This is a genomic window from Bacillus cereus group sp. N8 (genome assembly GCF_016483685.1).
In the GTDB taxonomy this organism is placed as follows: Bacteria; Bacillota; Bacilli; order Bacillales; family Bacillaceae_G; genus Bacillus_A; species Bacillus_A proteolyticus.
The window spans coordinates 76,731-95,527 of sequence record NZ_JAEHBK010000008.1; the positions used below are offsets into that span (position 1 = coordinate 76,731).

Sequence of the window (18,797 nt, forward strand, 5' to 3'; positions counted from 1 at the left end):
TTAAAATTCAGAAATTTCTTTACTGTATAACTTGAGATGGATAGTATTATATACAAAAGAATTATAGGGAGTGTTGACAGTGAATCCGTTATTATTTGATTTTCCTTCTGAATTTTATACTGAAAGGCTATTTATTCGAATGCCGAAACCAGGTGATGGTAAAGTTGTATATGATGCAATTCAAGCTTCAATGCAAGAATTAAAACCTTGGATGGCTTTTGCACAAAAAGAGCAAACAGCGGAAGAACTAGAAGAGAGTATTAGAAAATCACATATTCAATTTTTGCAGCGTGAGGATTTGAGATTACTAGTTTTTTCGAAAGAAACAGGTGAATTTATTGCATCTGCCGGATTACATCGTATTAATTGGGATATACCTCAATTTGAAATCGGGTATTGGATTGATTCAAGGTTTAGTGGAAAGGGCTATATGGTAGAGGCTGCGAAAGGTATAACAGATTACGCTTTTTCTGAACTAAAAGCAAACCGCGTAGAAATTCGTTGTGATTCTCTAAATAAGAAGAGTAGAGCGATACCAGAGAAATTAGGCTTTAAATTAGAGGGTATTTTAGAAAGTGCCAGTATTGCGGTAGATGGAAATGGATTAAAAGATATGTGTGTATTTGCAATGACGAGAAATACATATGAAAAAGAAGAGCTGTAAGAAAATAGCTCTTCTTTTTTTATATTATGGTACAGGATGACCGTTAGAGCTCTCGAAAATTGTAAACCATTGTTGGCGGTCTAAATTAACTTTTGTTGCCATTGCAGCCGTTTTTACTCGATCTAATTTGCCAGAGCCAACAATTGGCATCATTTTAGCTGGATGAGCAAGTAACCATGCATACATAACAGTATCGATGCTATCAACACCTAGCACAGTAGCAATTTTTTGTAAAGTTTCACGTACACGTAAGGCGCGTTCTGATTGGCCAGTAAAGATTTCTCCACCAGCAAGAGGTGACCAAATCATTGGATTGATTCGTTTTTCTTGGCATAAATCAATCGTACCTTTTTCAAAATGCTCAAGTTGCAACGCAGATACTTCAATTTGGTTCGTAATAAGCGGGAAATCTAAATACGAACTTAACATATTAAACTGTGAAGGTAAAAAGTTAGATACACCGAAGTGACGAACTTTTCCTTCTTGCTTTAAGCGTGAGAACGCTTCGGCCACTTCATTTGGGTCCATAAATGGATCAGGGCGGTGAATGAGCAATACATCAATATAATCTGTATGTAAGTTTTGTAATGAATCCTCCGCGCTCTTTATGATATGTTCAGCACTCGTGTTGTAGTGAGCAACATATCGCTCTGGAAATTCCGGTGATGGGGGAGCGATTCCACATTTTGTGATAATTTGCATGTTTTCGCGTAAGGAAGGCTTGAGTTGTAACGCTTCTCCAAACAATTCTTCACACGTATATCCACCATAAATATCAGCGTGATCAAAAGTAGTGATCCCCATATCCATACAAGATTCAATAAAAGAAAGTAATTCTTGTTTCGTCATATTCCATTCTGCTAAACGCCAAAATCCTTGAATAATACGAGAAAATTCTAGTGTTTCGGCCATTTGAACTCGTTCCATTTTAAGTACCCCCTTGATGAATGATAATATTTTTGAAAAGGCTTTCTTGCTACATACTATTATATAGTTACCCGGTTGTACATACAATAAATATGTTTTGCTACAAAAACGATTTTCTCTATATGCTATAATGTAGGAACATAGAGCTATAAGGAGATGTAAGGGATGATTCCAGTAACAATATTAACTGGTTTTCTTGGATCAGGGAAAACGACTTTATTAAATCGTATTTTATCAGAAAATCACGGTAAGAAATTGGCGGTGATTGTAAATGAAATAGGACAAATTGGTATTGATAATCAATTGATTATGAATGTTGAAGAAGAAATTATGGAAATGACAAATGGCTGTTTATGCTGTACTGTACGTGAAGATTTACTCGTTGCTTTAAAACAATTACTGGATGTAAAAGCAGAGGGGGAAATGGATTTTGATGGTTTAGTAATTGAAACGACCGGTCTTGCGAACCCAGGTCCGATTATTCAAACATTCTTTTTAGATCCAGTTATTCAATCTGCATACCAAATTAACGGCGTTGTAACAGTAGTAGATAGTTATCATATACATAAACATTTTGAAAAGGGACTAGAAGCGAAGGAACAAATTGCATTTGCTGATGTAGTGCTGGTGAATAAATTAGATTTAATTGAAGAAAGTGAAAAGGAAAATCTCTTGCATGAACTGCAAGGAATTAACCCAACTGCAAAATTAATCGAGACGACTAACTGTGAGGTAGATATACCATCGTTACTACAAATTCAAACGTTTAAAACGAAAGATACGTTACAAATTTACCCTCATAAAGAACATAATCATTTAGAAGGTGTAAAATCGTTTGTACTCCGTGAAGAGCGGCCGTTAGATTTACAAAAACTGAATGAGTGGATGTCAGCTGTCGTTCAAGAGCTAGGAGAGTATTTATATCGTTACAAAGGAATTTTATCGATAGATGGAGTAGATAAACGCATCGTATTCCAAGGTGTACATACATTGTTTGCTGCTTCGTACGATAGAGAGTGGCAAGAGGGCGAAGAGCGAGTAAGTGAAGTAGTTTTCATCGGAAAAGATATTAATAAAGAATGGTTCCAGGAACATTTTGAAGAGTGTGTGAAATAAGTCTGCGTATATTGCAGGCTTTTTTTGTTTACTAAAATTGGAATTTGTATTAAAATAATCTGAAAATACTAAATGTTTAGTATTTTGTTAGGGTAGGGGGAGAAAAGGTGCGTTTAATGATTCTTGGATTGCTTACTAAAAGGGAGTCGCTATCTGGTTATGAAATACAGCAGGCGCTAAATATGGTGCAAAGTAATAAATGGGCGGAAGTTTTCCCAGCTTCTATTTATCACGCATTAAAAAAAATGGAAAATGAAAATTTCATTCAAGTTAAAGCAATTGAAATGACCGGAAAACGGTCGAAAACGATATATTGTATTACAGAAAAGGGAAGTCAAGAATTTAAAAGGTTATTAAAAGAGTCGTTTCAAAAAACTTCAGTTATGTTTCCGAAACATCTATATACAGCGTTAACATTTCTGTCAGAAGAAGAGAGTATGAGAGAGGAGATTTTAGAAGCTTTAGAAGAGCAGAAAAGTGAAATACGATCTACTTATGAAGAGATGAGGAAAGGAGAAAGACTAAAAGATAACGCGCCAGCGTATGTGAAACTAATTTTCGAAAATATGTATGAACAATGTGAGATGCAACTTCGATTTATTCATAGGTTAGAGAAACTATTAAAAAAATAAAAATGTGGTGGGAAGAATATGAAAATCGATCATCTTGTTATAAATGTAAATAAAGAGATGCAAGAAAATAAGGAAACGATTAAAAATGTACATTCTATCGGGCTTCCATATGTTCCAAAATGGGGAAAGGGAACGAAAGGGTTTAAAGTATCTAACATATGGATTGGAAAAGAATATTTAGAATTAGTAAGAGTAAAAACAAAAGATGGGGGTGGTTGGGTACAAGAGTGGGTTCAGAAATATTATGCTGGCCATAGAGGACTCATCGGATTGGCAATTGATGTTGAAAATATAGATAAAGTGTATGAAAAAATGATAGAAGCTGGAATTGAAATTACAAAACCAGAATCATTACAATATAAGTGGTTTTTTAATTTATTTAAGAAAACTATGCCGTGGAAAAATGCATACATACAGCCGATGAAGGGGATGCCGTTTCAATTCTTACTACAACAAATGGACGATCAAAAGAGCAGAGAATATATGGAGAAATATATGTATCCAAATAGTTTGGAACAGGGAATTACAGGAATAAATACGGTGAAATTATATGGAGAAATAACAAATGAAGATAGAGACATTATTAATTGTCTATTTTCAGATGTTACAAATGAGGAAGAAGAAATAGTAATACGTTTAAACAATCAAATGATTCATCTAATTCAATCGAATGAGCATTTTACGGAGATAATACTAGATTGCAAAAGCGAAGCACATAGGAAGAAAAAATTAAATATAGAAAATGTGACATTAATAAATAAATAATAAAAAGCCTGTTTTCACAGGCTTGTATTTTCATCTATTAGTAATTCCATTACAACACCTACAACTGGGCCTTCGTCATCGATATCCCCGTTTAAACGGAAGCCAAATGACTCATAAAGTCCCATTGCGAGTTTGTTGTCAGGATGTAAACTTAAATAAATTATTTTACATTCGAATTTTTGTTGTAAGAATTGAATGAGCAAGCGAAGGAAACGTTTTGCATATCCTTTTCCTTGAAAATGCTGATCAATCATAAAACGATCTAACCATACGCTTTCATGCTTTTGGGAATACCAACCGTACATTGCGTATCCAACGAGTGTTTCTTTGTCATATAAGCCTACTGACGTTCCGTTTTCTTCATATAATGATTCTGCTAAAGAAAACGCATTGCTTTCAATAAATTGCTGCTGGTCTTTTGCTACGTCTAAAGCAGCAACTGAACGCCAATTATTTGCTGTTACTTCACAAATGTGAAGATTCATAGTTCCAACTCACCTTCTAAATTATTATAGCTTAAAAGCTAATATGGATAATTTTACTTGTTATTTCGGTCAAGTCAAGGGTAAATACATAAAAAGGCAGCTGAATGACATATTCAGCTGCCTAGAAAATATAGTTGATTAGTTTGTTGCTTCTTTTAAAGTATTCACGTTTTCTTCCATTAAAGTAAAGTAATCTTTATTGTTCTTAGCATCATCTTCAGAAATAGTAGCAAGGTGATTTAAACGTAAAATTTTTGTGCCAGTTTCTTGTTGAATCACTGATGCTACTTTTGGAGTAGAGAATGTTTCAAATAAAATATATTTTAGGCCGTGCTCTTTTACTGTTTTTGTAATGTCAGCCAGCTGTTTTTGAGATGGTTCATCAGATGCTGAAATTCCAGCGATTGGGATTTGTTTTAAACCGTATCGTTGTTCCCAGTAGCCATAAGCTGCGTGTGAAACTAATATTTCTTTCGTTTTTGCATTTGCAACGACAGCTTTAAATTGATCATCTAAATCAGTAAATTTTGTTTGTAGTGCTGCAAAGTTTTTTTCGAACTCTTTTTTATGTTCAGGCTGTAATTCTACAAGTGCATTTTTAATTTTTTCTGCTTGTTTCATCGCAAGAGTAGGATCGATCCAAACGTGTGGGTCTTTATCATGATGATGTTCATCTTCTTTATGACCGTCTCCATGATCGTGCTGCTCTTCTTCAGATGAAGCACGAAGTTCGATATCTTTAGATGCATTTACAATTTTTACGTTTTCTTTTTTTAATGATTTTTCCATTTTTTCGGCAAAGGGTTCTAATTCTGCGCCGTTATAAACAAATAAATCGGCTTTCGCAACTTGTACAGTCTGCTTTTGACTTGGTTCGAATGTATGAGAATCCGCACCAGGTGGGTAAATTGTTTCTACATTTACATAATCACCACCGATTTTTTTGGCAAAGTCAGCGAGTGGGAAAATGGTTGTATAAACAGAAAGTTTCCCATCTTTTTTCGCTGCACCTTCTTTGTTGTTAGAACATCCAGCAAAGATGAGTGTGAAAATAAGTATAAATGAAAATAGAGCTAATTTTTTAGGCATATAATTCTCCTCTTTTCTTTTTTACAATTATATTTTCTCCAAATATAAGAAGAAAATATCGTTTTAATGCAAAACGGAATAATTACGTTTTAGTTCGCGAACCTAGTATAATACATCTTTATGAAAGTTGCAATAAATAATAATCATTACGATTTGATTTTGTTATAAATTTGTCAAAAAGAAAGGTATTAATTTTTATTATTAGTGCATATGTGACAATGTTACTTTCATATATTGGGAGGGAGCAGAGAAAAGGGGATGAGTGCTTGGGTTACTTCATGGAGGCCATCTTATTAATACTTGCGGTCGTTTTGCCATTATCTTTTGTTTTAATTTTTTTAAGGAGATTAATAAGTAATTTAGGAGATGCTACAACAATAACGAAATTACCAATGGAAGAAAAAGAAAAGAAAAAAGAGTAAGTAAAGCACTATGCGTACGCATAGTGCTTTACTTATGGTAAAATAGGAGAATGGAAACTCCTGTTAGCGACGAATAGCTATAGGGGAGAATAGTAAATAAAGAGGTATACACATATATGAATAAGCGAACAGCGTTAGTACTTGGTGCAAGTGGGTTAGTTGGACAAGAAATAACGCGACTATTACTTGACTCAGATTACTACGATTCGGTTACTATTTTTGTAAGGGAACCATTACAATTACAACATGAGAAATTACAGCAGAAACAGGTGGATTTTTCAGTGTTAGAGGAATATAAAGAATTTTTTGCAGTAGATGATGTATTCAGTTGTTTAGGGACAACGATAAAAAAAGCGAAGTCGAAGGTGAATTTTAAAAAAGTAGATTATGAATATACATTGCGAGCTGCTTGCTTAGCTGAAAAACAAGGCGTGCAAAATTTTCTTGTTATTTCATCAATGGGAGCGAATCCTAAATCATTCTTCTTTTACTCGCAAGTGAAGGGGAGGATGGAAGAGGAGCTGAAAAAGCTAGTTATTGGTGGCATACACATTTTTAGGCCTTCATTATTAGTAGGAAATCGACAAGAATATCGTTTTGGAGAAAGAATGGCCGAGAAATTATCTCGTATTCTCCCGTTTATATTTAAAGGAGCTTTTAAAAAGTACAAACCAATTTCAGCTAAAGATGTGGCGAAAGGAATGTATATAACTGCATTGCGAGAGGAATCGGGTATCCATATTTATAATTCAAATGAAATTACAACGATCGAATAAATAAAACCGAGAAGAATGACTTCTCGGTTTTATTTATTAGTTTTAATGTTTCCAGGTGCTCGCCCGTATTGATATGGTTCTTGTAATTCAAAGCCTAGTTCATTGGCGGCTATTCTTGGGAAGTATGGATTGCGAAGTAACTCACGTCCGATAAAAATTAAATCTGCCTCGTTAGTTTTTAAAATTTGCTCTGCTTGTGATCCAGTTGTAATTAATCCTACTGCGCCTGTTGCAATGTTAATATGTTCCTTAATATGTTTAGCATATTGTACTTGATACCCAGGATACACATCAATATGTGCCGGTACAACAGCACCAGAACTACAATCGATTAAATCTACACCCTGTTCTTTCATCCATCCTGTATACTGTACATAATCTTGAACCGTTAACCCATCAGGATGATAATCATTTGCCGAAATACGAACAAATAACGGTCCGTTCCAAACTTCATTTACAGAGTCAATGATTTCGCGTAAGAAACGATAGCGATTTTCAGGTGAGCCCCCGTATTCATCAGTCCGCTTATTGGAAAGTGGAGAAAGAAATTCGTTAATAAGATAACCGTGAGCACCGTGTAATTCAATAATGTCAAATCCCGCTTGTTTAGAGCGGAAAGCTGCTTTTTGAAAAGCAGAAACAGTTTCTTTAATTTGCTGTTTATTCATTTCTACTGGTATTTTCATTCCGTCGCTAAATGGAACTGCTGAGGGAGCGAAAGCGTCTGTTTCTAATTCAGCCTTTCTTCCGGCATGAGCGAGTTGAATGGCTGCTTTTGCACCGTTATCATGTATAAAAGTTGTCGTTTTATGTAAGCCTTCAATTAAAATGTCATCCCAAATGCCTAGGTCTTTGTTAGAAATTCGTCCTTCAGGTAACACAGCTGTTGCTTCAATCATAACTAGACCTACTTGACCAGCGGCCCTGGTTCCATAATGGACGAGATGAAAATTAGTTACTTGACCATCCGCGTTTTCTGATGAATACATGCACATAGGCGACATAACGATACGGTTTTTTAGTGTAACGTCCTTAATTGTATAGGGTGAAAAAAGTTGGGAATGCATCAAATAGCCTCCTTGATTGAATTTTCTTACATTGTATCATTCTCTTTTTTGTTTCCCTAACAAAACGCTTATACGAAAAATTTTGTCTATTCGTGTTACAATGACTAATATGAAATGAATTGGAGGATGACATATGTATCAGGCTTATTATGAAAGTGAATTAGGTTTGCTGGAAATTACAGCAAATGATAAAGGAATTACGTCTGTTATATTTGTTGATGAACGACAAGAAGAACGTACAAATGAAATGATAGATCAGTGTATAAATGAGCTAGAGGAATATTTTAAGGGGAAAAGAAAAGAGTTCACGGTTCCGTTGTCTGCTGAGGGAACATTATTTCAAAAAAATGTATGGGATGCGCTCTATACTATTCCGTACGGCGTAAGTGCTTCATATTTAGATATTGCGGAGAAGGTCGGCAATACAAAAGCTGTACGAGCGATAGGAGGAGCAAATAGCCGGAATCCAATTTCAATTATCGTTCCATGTCACCGTGTAATAGGAAAGAGTGGAAAGCTTGTTGGGTATGCGGGTGGTTTATGGAGGAAAGAGTGGTTATTGAAGCATGAAGGTATTTTAAAATGAAGTGTGGATGGAAAGAGGGATCGTTTTGAAATGTATAAATTGTGGGCAACCTTGTACTAATGATCAGTTAAATTGTGCAAATTGCCAACGAAATTTGCATAATGAACAAGGGGAAAGTAGCTCGTTAATAGACAAAGAATTAGAAGTATATGTAGGGAGACAATATCCGTATTACAAAAGAAAATGGGAGCTTGAAAACAAGCGAATTGCTAGGTGGAGCTGGAATGGTTTGGCTGCTATTTTCAATGTGGGTTGGCTTGGATATCGTAAGTATTATTTACCTGCTGCTTTATTTATACTGTTATTAGTAGCATGTGATGCGTTTTCTTATTATATGGGGTTCAACGTAGCATTGCCAATCATTAATATGGTGCCTCTTACGTTTTTATTACTCGTTTTTATTCTATTTGGGATGGGGATTTTTGCGAATGGATTATATTATCAATTTGCAGAAAGGCGTATATATCGAATAAAAGCACGGGGAATTAAAGATGAAGCGGTTGAAAATTATCTCATCCGTGATAGTGGTGGAACGAGTAAAATGGGAGCAACAATCGTAACTATTTTAGCAGTTGCTAGCCTTCTTTTAAGCCATTTCTTTTTTCCGACTGATCGAGACGTTATTCAAAAGGTTCGTACAAGTTCGCTTTATGAATATCCTTTCTTTTCAATAGGTGAATCTTTCGAAAATTATTTTCAAAATTCAGGTTGGATATATTATCGTGGAACGGAAGGGTTAGAATTAGTAGAATTCCAAGGATATAACGCCGGAACGCCAAGACAAAAGGTGACGATTCAATTTGTTGTCGATTATAAATTGGGTGAAGTGGAACCATACTCACTTACGGTTAATGGTGAATCTAAAAATGAAGAAGAGTTTTTGAAGATGATGGAAGAAATATTTAAGGTTCAAAATCCATTTGATATAGAGGATGGATTACAAGTAAATGCTATTCAAGAAAGCGGCTGGAAAGAAATTTCCGACCGCTTTTTTCTATGTTTGTTAAAATAAATATTTAAAATAATCAGAATTTTTTGTATAATGAAATATATTATATAGGATTTAACTTATACATATAGATTGGGGGAAGGAAGAATGAAGAGAAAGACAACAACAATTGCTGCACTTGCGTTAACGACGAGTGTATTGGTTGCAGGATGTGGGAATGGTGAGAAGGCTTCGACAACGAAGAAAGAATCGAATAACGGAATGGCAGATAAACAAGTTTTAAATTTGCTAGAAACAGCTGAAATTCCTTCAATGGATACATCTAAATCAACGGATTCTGTATCTTTCCGTGTATTTGTAAATGCAATGGAAGGTTTATATCGTCTAGATAAAGATAATAAACCAACACCAGGCATGGCAAAAGATGTGAAGATTAGTGAAGATAAAAAGACATATACTTTTGAATTACGTGATGCGAAATGGTCAAATGGTGATCCAGTTCGAGCACAAGATTTTGTATATGCATGGCAACGTACATTAGATAAAGCAATAGCGGCAGAATATGCATTCATTTTATTTGATGTGAAAAATGCACAGAAAGTAAATAAAGGAGAATTACCATCAGATCAATTGGGTGTTAAAGCGAAGGATGATAAAACGTTGGTAGTAGAATTAGAGCAACCAGCACCTTATTTTCTTGAGCTTACGTCGTTCCCTACATTTTTCCCATTAAATGAAAAATATGTGAAAGAGCAAGGAGATAAATACGGATTAGAAGCAGATAAATTATTATATAATGGACCATTTACAATGAGTCAATGGAAACATGAACAAAATTATCAGTTGAAGAAAAATCCTAATTATTGGGATAAAGATACTGTAAAGTTGGACGAAATTAATGTAAGTATTGTGAAGGAAACAAGCACGGGAGTAAATTTATATGATAGTGATCAAGCAGATCGAGTTATTTTAACTTCTGAATTTGTTGATAAATATAAAAAGAATAAGCCAGATGAATTTAAAACGAAGTTAGATCCACGCATGTATTTCTTGCGTTTTAACCAAAAAAATGCAACATTTAAAAACCAAAAAGTCCGTGAAGCAATTGATTTGGCATATGATAAAAAAGGAATTGCGAATGTTATTTTAAATGACGGATCATTGCCAGCATATTTCTTAGTACCTGAAAAATTTACGACAGGGCCAGATGGGAAAGATTTCCGTGCTGTTAATAAAAATTTCCGTGACAGTAAAGATAATGCAGCAAAAGCAAAAAAATTATGGGAAGAAGCGAAGAAAGAGCTTGGCCAAGATACAATTACAGTAGAGTTTCTAAATGATGATAACGGTAGCCGTAAAAAAGTGGGCGACTTTATTAAAGAAGAGTTAGAGAAAAATTTACCTGGTATTAAAGTGAATTTGAAACAACAACCATATAAGCAGAAGCTAGAATTAGAAAAGAAATTTGAATATGAATTCTCATTATCGGCATGGAGTCCGGACTATCCAGATCCAATGACTTATATTGATATGTTTGTAACTGGAAGCTCATTTAATGAAATGGACTATTCTAATCCGAAGTATGATGATTTAGTAGCAAAATCAAAAGGAGAATTATTAAAAGATGATGCAGCACGCTGGAAAGCACTTGCGGAAGCTGAAAAAATCTTAATTGGTCAAGACGCTGCAATCTCACCTGCTTATCAGCAAAGTACGGCTTATTTAGAGAAGACATTTGTAAAAGGTATCGCTAACCATACATTTGGTGGGGACTTTAGTTATAAATGGGCATATATTACAAAGAAATAGTATAATAAAAGATGAGTGAATTTTCGCTCATCTTTTATTTGTATAAGGGGGAGCTATAGTTGTTAAGGGGAATCAATCATCTTTGTTTTTCGGTTTCAGATTTAGAGAAATCTATTGTGTTTTACGAAAAGATACTAGAAGGAGAATTATTGGTCAAAGGAAGAAAGCTTGCATATTTTAATATATGCGGAGTGTGGGTAGCACTTAATGAAGAGGTACATATTCCAAGAAATGAGATTCATCAATCTTATACGCACATTTCATTCACTGTAGAACAAGAAGATTTTAATTGTTTGTTAAAGCGATTAGAAGAAAATGAAGTTCATATTTTAAAGGGTAGAGAACGAGATGTGAGGGATTGTGAATCTATATATTTTCAAGATCCAGATGGCCATAAATTTGAGTTTCATTCAGGGACGTTACAAGATCGACTTAATTATTATAGGGAAGAGAAACCTCATATGACATTTTACTAAGGGGGAAAGAAGTTGCATGCACTTGTAATTGGTGGAACAGGAATGTTAAAGAAAGTTTCTATGTGGCTTTGTGATCAAGGATTTCGTGTGTCTGTTATTGGACGAGATGAAGTGAAATTAGAAAATGTTAAGCAAGCGAGTTCGGCACCAGAAAATATAACATGTCTTCCTTTAGATTATCAAAATGACGATGATCTAAAGCGATCTATTACAAATACAATTGAACAGAATGGTCCAATTACATTAGTTGTTGCATGGATACATTCGAGTGCTAAGCATGCATTACGACTCATTTGTAATGAGGTTGAATTGTCATCGGAAAAGTACAGTTTATTTCATATATTAGGTAGTAGTGCATCACGTACGAAGTCACAAAAAATAGGTGGGGTATTATGTAGCTATTATAGAATTATATTAGGGTTTATTTTAGAAGATACATATACAAGATGGCTTACTCATGAAGAGATTGCTGACGGAGTTATAAAAGGAATTGAAAGTAAATGCACAGAATGGATTGTAGGGAGAGTAGAGCCGTGGGAATCGCGGCCAAAATGGTAAGGAGGCATGGGAAATGAAGACAACGGTATATGTAACAAGGCACGGTGAGACAGAATGGAATGTAGCAGGGCGGATGCAAGGACGGAAAAATTCAGCATTAACAGAGAATGGTATGATACAAGCGAAACAATTAGGGGAGCGTATGAAGGATTTACCACTCCATGCCATATATAGTAGTCCAAGCGAAAGAACGCTTCATACTGCAGAATTGATTAAAGGGGAACGCGATATTCCAATTATAGAAGATGAACGTTTCTATGAAATAAATATGGGGATATGGGAAGGGCAAACAATTGCTGATTTGGAAATGCAATATCCAGAAGAAGTACATTTATTTTGGAATGAACCACATCTTTTTCAGTCAACATCAGGGGAAAACTTTGCGGCCGTTTATAAAAGAGTAATTGAAGGGATACACTTTCTTTTAGAAAAGCATAAAGGAGAAAACATTTTAATAGTTACTCATGCTGCAGCAGCGAAACTACTTGTAGGACATTTTGCAGGTCTTGAAATTGAACATGTATGGGGAGAGCCATTTATGCATAGCGCGAGTCTTAGTGTGATTGAATTTGATGAAGATCTTGGTAAAGTAAAACAATTTGCAGATATAAGTCATTTTCAGTAAACGTAAAAAAGGTCGCAGTAGCGGCCTTTTTTGTGGCATAAAAAACTAGCAATTACGTTTTTTAAACCAGAAGTGATCGAATTTTTTCACGCGAGTACATCTTGTTCTTGTACATTTACGCCCTGTTGTAAATTTACACCTTGTTGTACATTTACACCTTGTTGTACATTTACGCCCTGTTGTACATTTACGCCTTGTTGTACATTTATGATGAGAGAATTTATCATCATCGCACTCAAAAGTACTTGGATCTTGGTATAAAAAATCCTCCATCCCAACACTTTTGATTTCTTCAACAGCTTTTCTAATGTCACGTTTCATAGAAATCCTCCTTATCGTGTATTAAATTGAACAAGTATTCTTTTTCCTTAACATGATATGAGATTAGGTTTCTTTCTGAACAAGACAAGAGTGTAATTTTATATAAATAGATGATAGCGGATGTATGGACAAGACAAGGCGCATACATTGAATGAAGAGAACAGAGAAGGGATGAGAATATATGCTACCTTCATATGAATTTTTTATTCATCCAATGTACTTAGTGGAATTGAAAAAAGATATTTGGTCAGATAGTCCAGTACCAGCAAAGTTAACATATGGAAAAAAGAAGTATGATATTGATATCGTTTATCGGGGTGCTCATATTCGTGAGTTTGAGAAAAAGTCATATCATGTTCAGTTTTATAAACCGAAAAAATTTCTAGGGGTGAAGGAATATCATTTAAACTCTGAATTTATGGATCCATCCCTTATTCGTAACAAATTATCATTAGACTTTTTTAATGATATTGGGGTACTTTCACCGAAGTCACAGCATGTAATTATAAAAATAAATGGTCAAATCCAAGGAGTATATTTACAGTTAGAATCGGTTGATGAAAACTTTTTAAAAAGTAGAGGGTTGCCGAGTGGTTCTATTTATTATGCGATAGATGATGACGCGAATTTTTCTTTAATGAGTGAAAGAGATAAAGATGTTAAAACTGAGCTTTTTGCAGGGTATGAGTTTAAATGTTCGAATGAAAATAGTGAAGAGCAACTGAGTGAATTCGTTTTTCAAGCAAATACACTATCGAGGGATGATTATGAAAAAGAGATTGGAAAATACCTTCATGTTGATAAATATTTACGTTGGTTAGCTGGAGTTATTTTGACTCAAAACTTTGATGGTTTTGTTCATAACTATGCACTGTATCATAACGATGAAACAAATTTATTTGAAGTCATTCCGTGGGATTACGATGCGACTTGGGGGCGGGATGTACAAGGGAGACCGCTTAATCATGAGTACATTCGTATTCAAGGATATAATACGTTAAGTGCAAGATTGTTAGATATACCGATTTTTAGAAAGCAATATCGAAATATATTAGAAGAAGTTTTAGAATTACAATTTACAGAATCCTTTATAAAACCGAAAGTAGAAGGTATGTGTGAATCCATTCGTCCACATTTACTTCAGGATCCATATATGAAAGAGAAAATAGCAGTTTTTAATCAAGAGGCTGAGATGATTTTTCAATATATAAATAAAAGAAGGAAATATATACAAGAACATCTTCATGAATTGGGATGATTTTGAAGGAGATTGAAACATTATCAATCTCTTTTTTGTATAATAAAGACGGAGAAATAAAAAAGTGAAATAGTATTTAGTGGAATGAAATTGATTAAGAATGGGGTTGTGTAAATATGACGGTTAAATGGATTGACTGGGTCAAACAAATACAATCAATAGCACAAGCTGGTTTAATGTATTCCAAAGATGTATATGATATAGAGCGTTTCCAACAATTACGGGACATTTCAGTTTCAATGATGTCACATTACACAAACACAGATTGGGAAGTAGTAGTGAATTTATTTGCAAGTGAGACAGGCTATCAAACGCCTAAAGTTGATATACGGGCAGTTATTTTTCAAAATGAAAAACTATTATTTGTGAAAGAAAAAAGTGATAGGAAATGGGCATTGCCAGGTGGATGGGCTGACATTGGTTATACGCCAACAGAAGTCGCGGCGAAAGAAGTATTAGAAGAGACAGGTTATAAAGTAGATCATTTTAGGCTACTAGCAATATTCGATAAAGAAAAACATCAACCATCCCCATCAGCAACCCATATATATAAGGTTTTTATAGGTTGCGAGATTGTTGGCGGAGAAAAGAAGCTAAGTATTGAAACAGAAGATATAGATTTTTTTAGTGAAAATGAAATACCTGATTTATCAATCGCTAGAAATACCGAATGGCAGATTAAAGAAATGTTTGCGTTTATGAAAGATCAAAATAAGGAAAGGATACTTGATTAATTAAATGAATCAAGTATCCTTTTAGGGTATATTGATGAAAGGTTGTACATATTCTTTTAACAAAAAAGAACATTGTGTAGTTATCATTAATGTCTATAGGTTAGGTGAAGAGGTTCACATGATTAGATTGGCAGATGCCAATTTTTATGTGATAATAGGATGGTATGTGAAGAAAAAAGGAGATAGAAAAGAAAATGTTAGCAAACATAATAGATCAGTTATTGCAATTCTTTGCAAGTCTAGGATACTTTGGAGTAGCGCTTGGTTTAATGATTGAAATTATCCCGAGTGAAATTGTTCTTTCATATGCAGGATTTTTAGTTGCAGAAGGAAAAATTAGTTTTGTCGGAGCTGTTATCGCTGGAACAATTGGTGGTACTTTAGCGCAAATCTTTTTATACTGGCTTGGATACTACGGAGGGCGTCCGGTTGTTGAAAAATACGGGAAATATTTACTTATTAATAAGCATCATCTAGATATTGCAGAAAATTGGTTTAAACGATACGGGGCAGGTGTAATATTCTCTGCACGCTTTATCCCAGTTGTACGCCATGCTATCTCTATTCCAGCAGGATTAGCTAAGATGCCGTTAAAGCTCTTTACACTGTATACAGTAGTAGCGATTATTCCATGGTCAATCCTTTTTATATACTTAGGAGAAAAGCTTGGTGGAAATTGGAGACATATTAAAGAGTATGCATCTGATTACACACATTACATAATTATAGGTGCGGTTTTCTTTATTGCTCTTTACTTCGGTTTAAAGCTTTTGAAAAAGAGAAAAACAACTCATTAAAGTCAATGATTTTTCATTGGCTTTTTTTATTGTTTCAGTTCTAAAAAAAAGAAGTTGTCCATAATGTGTAATAATAAAGCGTAGCGGGGGAATGTGATGAAAGGATCACCGTTTTTACGTGGAACGATATTTTTAACGATGGCAACGATGATATCTAAAATGTTAGGGTTCATATATGTTATACCATTTACAGCAATGGTAGGTACGAGTGGGTACGTATTATATACGTATGCATACCGTCCTTATACAATTATGCTTAGCATTGCAACGATGGGATTGCCACTTGCCGTTTCAAAAATGGTATCAAAATATGATCAACTGAATGATTATCATACGGTTAAAAGAGTATTAAAGAGTGGTATCGTTTTTATGTTTATAATGGGAGTTATTTCATGTTTTACACTATATATATTAGCTCCACATTTAGCTAAACTTGTAATCGATGGAAATGATCAAACCGGGAATAGTATAACGGCGGTCACTAATAACATTCAAATTGTAAGTTTTGCGCTAATACTTGTACCAGTAATGAGTTTATTAAGGGGATTCTTTCAAGGGTTTCAATCGATGGGGCCTTCTGCACTAAGTGTAGTTGTTGAGCAATTTTTTCGGGTCTTAACCATTTTAATAGGAAGTTTTGTCGTTTTATATGTTTTAAAAGAGTCTATTTCGCTAGCGGTCGGTATTTCAACGTTTGGTGCATTTATGGGAGCAATAGGTGGATTAACAGTTTTAAGTGCGTATTATGTAAAAAGGAGAAGGCACTTAAAGAAAAAAGAGATGGCAAGTATACAACAAACAACGAAATCTTTTTTCTCGTTATATAGGGAGCTCTTTGCATATTCAATACCGTTTGTTGTAGTCGGTTTAGCAATTCCGTTGTATCAGACGATAGATACATTTACAATTAATAAACTACTCATAGAAATCGGATATATGCAAGGAGAAGCAGAAAAGATTAATGCGATTATCGGCTTAGTTCAAATGGTTGTGCTCATTCCAGTTTCCGTTGCGACCGCTTTTAGTATGTCTCTTGTACCGGAAATGACGAAAGCTTATACAGCAGGAAATACAAAATTGCTGTACAAACATTTTACGAGGACAAATGTATTAGTAGTAGGGATTACAGTACCAGCGGCAATTGGGATGATGGTATTAGCTAAGCCAGTATATACTCTTTTATTTGGTGCCGGAAATGATCCGGAGATGGGGAGAATCATTTTACAGTACTATGCTCCTGCGTGTATATTATTTTCACTCTTCACAGTAACGGCTGCTATGCTACAAGGAATCAATCAACAGCAGAAAACAGTGCTAGGATTAGTAATCGGAATAATTGTAAAGATAGTTTTAAATATTGTATTGCTACCGTATTTTGATTATGTGAGTTTTATCATTTCAACATATGCTGGCTATACGATTTCAGTCGGCTTTAACTTGTGGATGCTTTCTAAATATGTTATAAAGGCAACATAAGCTTTTTTAAAGGCAGAGAACACTCTGTCTTTTTCTATGTTTACAAGATTTTTCTTAAAAAAACGTTTTCAAAATAATTTTTCTATTGAAATTTAATCGTTTGTTCCATATGCTGAAAATAGCGGTTCAAAAACTGTTGTTTAAGTGAGGTAGATTCCTACATGTAAAAAGAATCGGGGTGATAGTATGTTAAATATTTATTTAACAGACCGAAACGGAAAACTACAAGAGATTGAGGAAATGCAAAAGGGCTGCTGGATTAATGTACTTCATCCAACAGAAGAAGAAATTCAGTATCTAGTACAAACTTTAAATGTAGACTTAGATTTCATTAAAGACCCTTTGGATGATGAAGAACGCTCTCGTATTGAAAAGGAAGACAATAATACTTTAATTATCGTGGATATTCCGACAGTCAGACATGATGAAGAAGGAAATTCCATTTATGACACGATTCCAATAGGTATGATTGTAATGCCAGATTGTTTTGTTACTATTTGCTTAGAAGAAAATCCAATTTTTGAAAGATTTATTAATCAACGTATTAAAGAATTTTATACGTTTAAAAAGACGCGCTTCGCACTTCAGCTCTTATATACAATTTCTACTTATTATTTAAGATACTTAAAGCAAATTAATCGAAAAACAATCGATTTAGAGCACCAATTAAATAAGTCGATGAAAAATAAAGAAATTTTCACATTGCTCGGTCTTGAAAAAAGTTTAGTTTACTTTACAACATCATTAAAGGCCAATAAGATTGTAATTCAAAAATTAATGCGAAACAGTACATTTTTGAAAATGTATGAAGATGATCAAGATTTATTAGAAGATGTATTAATTGAAAATAAGCAGGCTATTGAAATGGCAGAAATATATAGTCACATTTTAAGTGGGATGATGAATACATTTAGTTCGGTTATTTCTAACAATTTAAATAGTGTTATGAAACTGTTGACTTCAATTACAATCATTTTATCATTACCAACGATGGTTTCTAGTTTCTTTGGAATGAATGTAAAGGTTCCGTTTGAAGGGGAAGCACATGGTTTTGTAATTGTACTTATTATATGTGTAACATTATCTTTCACTTTAGCATTTGTTTTTTGGAAGAAACGTTACTTTTAATGATAGGAAAGCTGATCTAGCATAGTTATAAAACTGCGCTAGATCAGCTTTTTTTGCTATGAAATCTCAATTTTGGAACAGAATATATATTGTAAAATGTAATGTGTATGAAGGGTGTGAATTCTGTATAACCCTTG

Annotated in this window: 21 protein-coding genes and 1 pseudogene; 17 read left to right on the plus strand and 5 right to left on the minus strand. The window is 34.2% G+C overall.

Features of this window, described 5'->3' with window-relative positions; all coding sequences use genetic code 11:
- Positions 1-79: 79 nt before the first annotated feature.
- Complete coding sequence (locus tag JDS80_RS14330) at positions 80-664, plus strand: GNAT family N-acetyltransferase (protein WP_071745621.1); 585 nt, start codon at positions 80-82, stop codon at positions 662-664.
- 24 nt (positions 665-688) lie between these two features.
- Here JDS80_RS14330 and JDS80_RS14335 read toward each other — a convergent pair whose 3' ends face one another.
- Positions 689-1,591: an aldo/keto reductase gene (locus JDS80_RS14335; protein WP_098888943.1), complete on the minus strand. Its 903-nt coding sequence runs from the start codon at positions 1,589-1,591 to the stop codon at positions 689-691.
- A gap of 165 nt (positions 1,592-1,756) precedes the next feature.
- Between JDS80_RS14335 and JDS80_RS14340 the strand changes: the two genes are divergently transcribed.
- From JDS80_RS14340 to JDS80_RS14350, 3 genes are all read left to right on the plus strand, one after another.
- Positions 1,757-2,707 carry a CobW family GTP-binding protein gene (locus JDS80_RS14340; RefSeq protein ID WP_071745619.1) on the plus strand — a complete coding sequence of 317 codons (951 nt, stop codon included), beginning with the start codon at positions 1,757-1,759 and terminating at the stop codon, positions 2,705-2,707.
- 107 nt (positions 2,708-2,814) lie between these two features.
- Entirely contained in the window at positions 2,815-3,339 is a 525-nt protein-coding gene (locus tag JDS80_RS14345) for a PadR family transcriptional regulator (protein ID WP_071745618.1), read from the plus strand.
- 18 nt (positions 3,340-3,357) lie between these two features.
- On the plus strand, positions 3,358-4,104 hold the full coding sequence (locus JDS80_RS14350) for a VOC family protein (protein ID WP_071745617.1): 747 nt from the start codon (positions 3,358-3,360) through the stop codon (positions 4,102-4,104).
- A gap of 14 nt (positions 4,105-4,118) precedes the next feature.
- On the opposite strand, the gene JDS80_RS14355 is transcribed toward JDS80_RS14350, so the two are convergent.
- Together JDS80_RS14355 and JDS80_RS14360 are read right to left on the minus strand one after the other, a co-directional pair.
- Positions 4,119-4,589 carry a GNAT family N-acetyltransferase gene (locus JDS80_RS14355; RefSeq protein WP_071745616.1) on the minus strand — a complete coding sequence of 157 codons (471 nt, stop codon included), beginning with the start codon at positions 4,587-4,589 and terminating at the stop codon, positions 4,119-4,121.
- A gap of 138 nt (positions 4,590-4,727) precedes the next feature.
- Positions 4,728-5,678 carry a metal ABC transporter substrate-binding protein gene (locus tag JDS80_RS14360; protein WP_016094218.1) on the minus strand — a complete coding sequence of 317 codons (951 nt, stop codon included), beginning with the start codon at positions 5,676-5,678 and terminating at the stop codon, positions 4,728-4,730.
- 266 nt (positions 5,679-5,944) lie between these two features.
- On the opposite strand from JDS80_RS14360, the gene JDS80_RS14365 reads away from it, so the two are divergent.
- On the plus strand, positions 5,945-6,100 hold the full coding sequence (locus JDS80_RS14365; protein ID WP_000540342.1) for a hypothetical protein: 156 nt from the start codon (positions 5,945-5,947) through the stop codon (positions 6,098-6,100).
- A gap of 116 nt (positions 6,101-6,216) precedes the next feature.
- Positions 6,217-6,876, plus strand: a complete 660-nt coding sequence (locus JDS80_RS14370) for an oxidoreductase (RefSeq protein WP_199638969.1) — start codon at positions 6,217-6,219, stop codon at positions 6,874-6,876.
- A gap of 29 nt (positions 6,877-6,905) precedes the next feature.
- Here JDS80_RS14370 and namA read toward each other — a convergent pair whose 3' ends face one another.
- Positions 6,906-7,943, minus strand: coding sequence for an NADPH dehydrogenase NamA (namA, locus tag JDS80_RS14375; protein ID WP_071769941.1), 1,038 nt, complete (start codon positions 7,941-7,943; stop codon positions 6,906-6,908).
- Between the two features lie 133 nt (positions 7,944-8,076).
- Between namA and JDS80_RS14380 the strand changes: the two genes are divergently transcribed.
- The 6 genes from JDS80_RS14380 to JDS80_RS14405 all read left to right on the plus strand — a co-directional run bounded on the left by JDS80_RS14380 (position 8,077) and on the right by JDS80_RS14405 (position 12,946).
- Positions 8,077-8,529 carry a methylated-DNA--[protein]-cysteine S-methyltransferase gene (locus JDS80_RS14380; RefSeq protein ID WP_000283898.1) on the plus strand — a complete coding sequence of 151 codons (453 nt, stop codon included), beginning with the start codon at positions 8,077-8,079 and terminating at the stop codon, positions 8,527-8,529.
- A 25-nt stretch (positions 8,530-8,554) separates the two neighbouring features.
- The gene (locus JDS80_RS14385) at positions 8,555-9,541 is read left to right on the plus strand and encodes a DUF2628 domain-containing protein (RefSeq protein ID WP_199638971.1); all 987 of its coding nucleotides are present in this window, start codon (positions 8,555-8,557) and stop codon (positions 9,539-9,541) included.
- A gap of 84 nt (positions 9,542-9,625) precedes the next feature.
- The gene (locus JDS80_RS14390) at positions 9,626-11,287 is read left to right on the plus strand and encodes a peptide ABC transporter substrate-binding protein (RefSeq protein WP_071745611.1); all 1,662 of its coding nucleotides are present in this window, start codon (positions 9,626-9,628) and stop codon (positions 11,285-11,287) included.
- Between the two features lie 59 nt (positions 11,288-11,346).
- Positions 11,347-11,763, plus strand: a complete 417-nt coding sequence (fosB, locus tag JDS80_RS14395) for a FosBx1 family fosfomycin resistance bacillithiol transferase (RefSeq protein WP_000943777.1) — start codon at positions 11,347-11,349, stop codon at positions 11,761-11,763.
- Positions 11,764-11,775: 12 nt separating this feature from the next.
- Entirely contained in the window at positions 11,776-12,321 is a 546-nt protein-coding gene (locus JDS80_RS14400; RefSeq protein ID WP_098888941.1) for a short-chain dehydrogenase, read from the plus strand.
- 13 nt (positions 12,322-12,334) lie between these two features.
- On the plus strand, positions 12,335-12,946 hold the full coding sequence (locus JDS80_RS14405; RefSeq protein WP_098888940.1) for a phosphoserine phosphatase 1: 612 nt from the start codon (positions 12,335-12,337) through the stop codon (positions 12,944-12,946).
- Between the two features lie 84 nt (positions 12,947-13,030).
- Here the strand turns inward: JDS80_RS14405 and JDS80_RS14410 are convergent.
- A pseudogene (locus JDS80_RS14410) lies at positions 13,031-13,267 on the minus strand (CotG/ExsB N-terminal domain-containing protein); the annotation flags it as partial.
- A gap of 181 nt (positions 13,268-13,448) precedes the next feature.
- Between JDS80_RS14410 and cotH the strand changes: the two are divergent.
- The 5 genes from cotH to JDS80_RS14435 all read left to right on the plus strand — a co-directional run bounded on the left by cotH (position 13,449) and on the right by JDS80_RS14435 (position 18,660).
- Entirely contained in the window at positions 13,449-14,525 is a 1,077-nt protein-coding gene (cotH, locus tag JDS80_RS14415; protein WP_071745518.1) for a spore coat protein CotH, read from the plus strand.
- A 116-nt stretch (positions 14,526-14,641) separates the two neighbouring features.
- Positions 14,642-15,259: an NUDIX hydrolase gene (locus JDS80_RS14420; RefSeq protein WP_098888938.1), complete on the plus strand. Its 618-nt coding sequence runs from the start codon at positions 14,642-14,644 to the stop codon at positions 15,257-15,259.
- A 194-nt stretch (positions 15,260-15,453) separates the two neighbouring features.
- Positions 15,454-16,056, plus strand: a complete 603-nt coding sequence (uptA, locus tag JDS80_RS14425) for an undecaprenyl phosphate transporter UptA (protein WP_000880692.1) — start codon at positions 15,454-15,456, stop codon at positions 16,054-16,056.
- A gap of 96 nt (positions 16,057-16,152) precedes the next feature.
- Positions 16,153-17,532 carry a putative polysaccharide biosynthesis protein gene (locus JDS80_RS14430; protein WP_071745516.1) on the plus strand — a complete coding sequence of 460 codons (1,380 nt, stop codon included), beginning with the start codon at positions 16,153-16,155 and terminating at the stop codon, positions 17,530-17,532.
- Between the two features lie 186 nt (positions 17,533-17,718).
- Positions 17,719-18,660: a magnesium transporter CorA family protein gene (locus JDS80_RS14435; protein WP_000932386.1), complete on the plus strand. Its 942-nt coding sequence runs from the start codon at positions 17,719-17,721 to the stop codon at positions 18,658-18,660.
- Positions 18,661-18,797 lie beyond the last annotated feature (137 nt).

Bases quoted from the DNA above. Each gene is read 5' to 3' on its own strand.
- uptA (WP_000880692.1), top strand. From the start codon at position 15,454: ATGTTAGCAAACATAATAGATCAGTTATTGCAATTCTTTGCAAGTCTA.
- JDS80_RS14340 (WP_071745619.1), top strand. From the start codon at position 1,757: ATGATTCCAGTAACAATATTAACTGGTTTTCTTGGATCAGGGAAAACG.
- namA (WP_071769941.1), bottom strand. From the start codon at position 7,943: ATGCATTCCCAACTTTTTTCACCCTATACAATTAAGGACGTTACACTA.
- JDS80_RS14430 (WP_071745516.1), top strand. From the start codon at position 16,153: ATGAAAGGATCACCGTTTTTACGTGGAACGATATTTTTAACGATGGCA.
- JDS80_RS14360 (WP_016094218.1), bottom strand. From the start codon at position 5,678: ATGCCTAAAAAATTAGCTCTATTTTCATTTATACTTATTTTCACACTC.
- JDS80_RS14420 (WP_098888938.1), top strand. From the start codon at position 14,642: ATGACGGTTAAATGGATTGACTGGGTCAAACAAATACAATCAATAGCA.
- JDS80_RS14335 (WP_098888943.1), bottom strand. From the start codon at position 1,591: ATGGAACGAGTTCAAATGGCCGAAACACTAGAATTTTCTCGTATTATT.
- JDS80_RS14390 (WP_071745611.1), top strand. From the start codon at position 9,626: ATGAAGAGAAAGACAACAACAATTGCTGCACTTGCGTTAACGACGAGT.
- JDS80_RS14435 (WP_000932386.1), top strand. From the start codon at position 17,719: ATGTTAAATATTTATTTAACAGACCGAAACGGAAAACTACAAGAGATT.
- cotH (WP_071745518.1), top strand. From the start codon at position 13,449: ATGCTACCTTCATATGAATTTTTTATTCATCCAATGTACTTAGTGGAA.
- JDS80_RS14405 (WP_098888940.1), top strand. From the start codon at position 12,335: ATGAAGACAACGGTATATGTAACAAGGCACGGTGAGACAGAATGGAAT.
- JDS80_RS14370 (WP_199638969.1), top strand. From the start codon at position 6,217: ATGAATAAGCGAACAGCGTTAGTACTTGGTGCAAGTGGGTTAGTTGGA.
- JDS80_RS14355 (WP_071745616.1), bottom strand. From the start codon at position 4,589: ATGAATCTTCACATTTGTGAAGTAACAGCAAATAATTGGCGTTCAGTT.
- JDS80_RS14380 (WP_000283898.1), top strand. From the start codon at position 8,077: ATGTATCAGGCTTATTATGAAAGTGAATTAGGTTTGCTGGAAATTACA.
- JDS80_RS14350 (WP_071745617.1), top strand. From the start codon at position 3,358: ATGAAAATCGATCATCTTGTTATAAATGTAAATAAAGAGATGCAAGAA.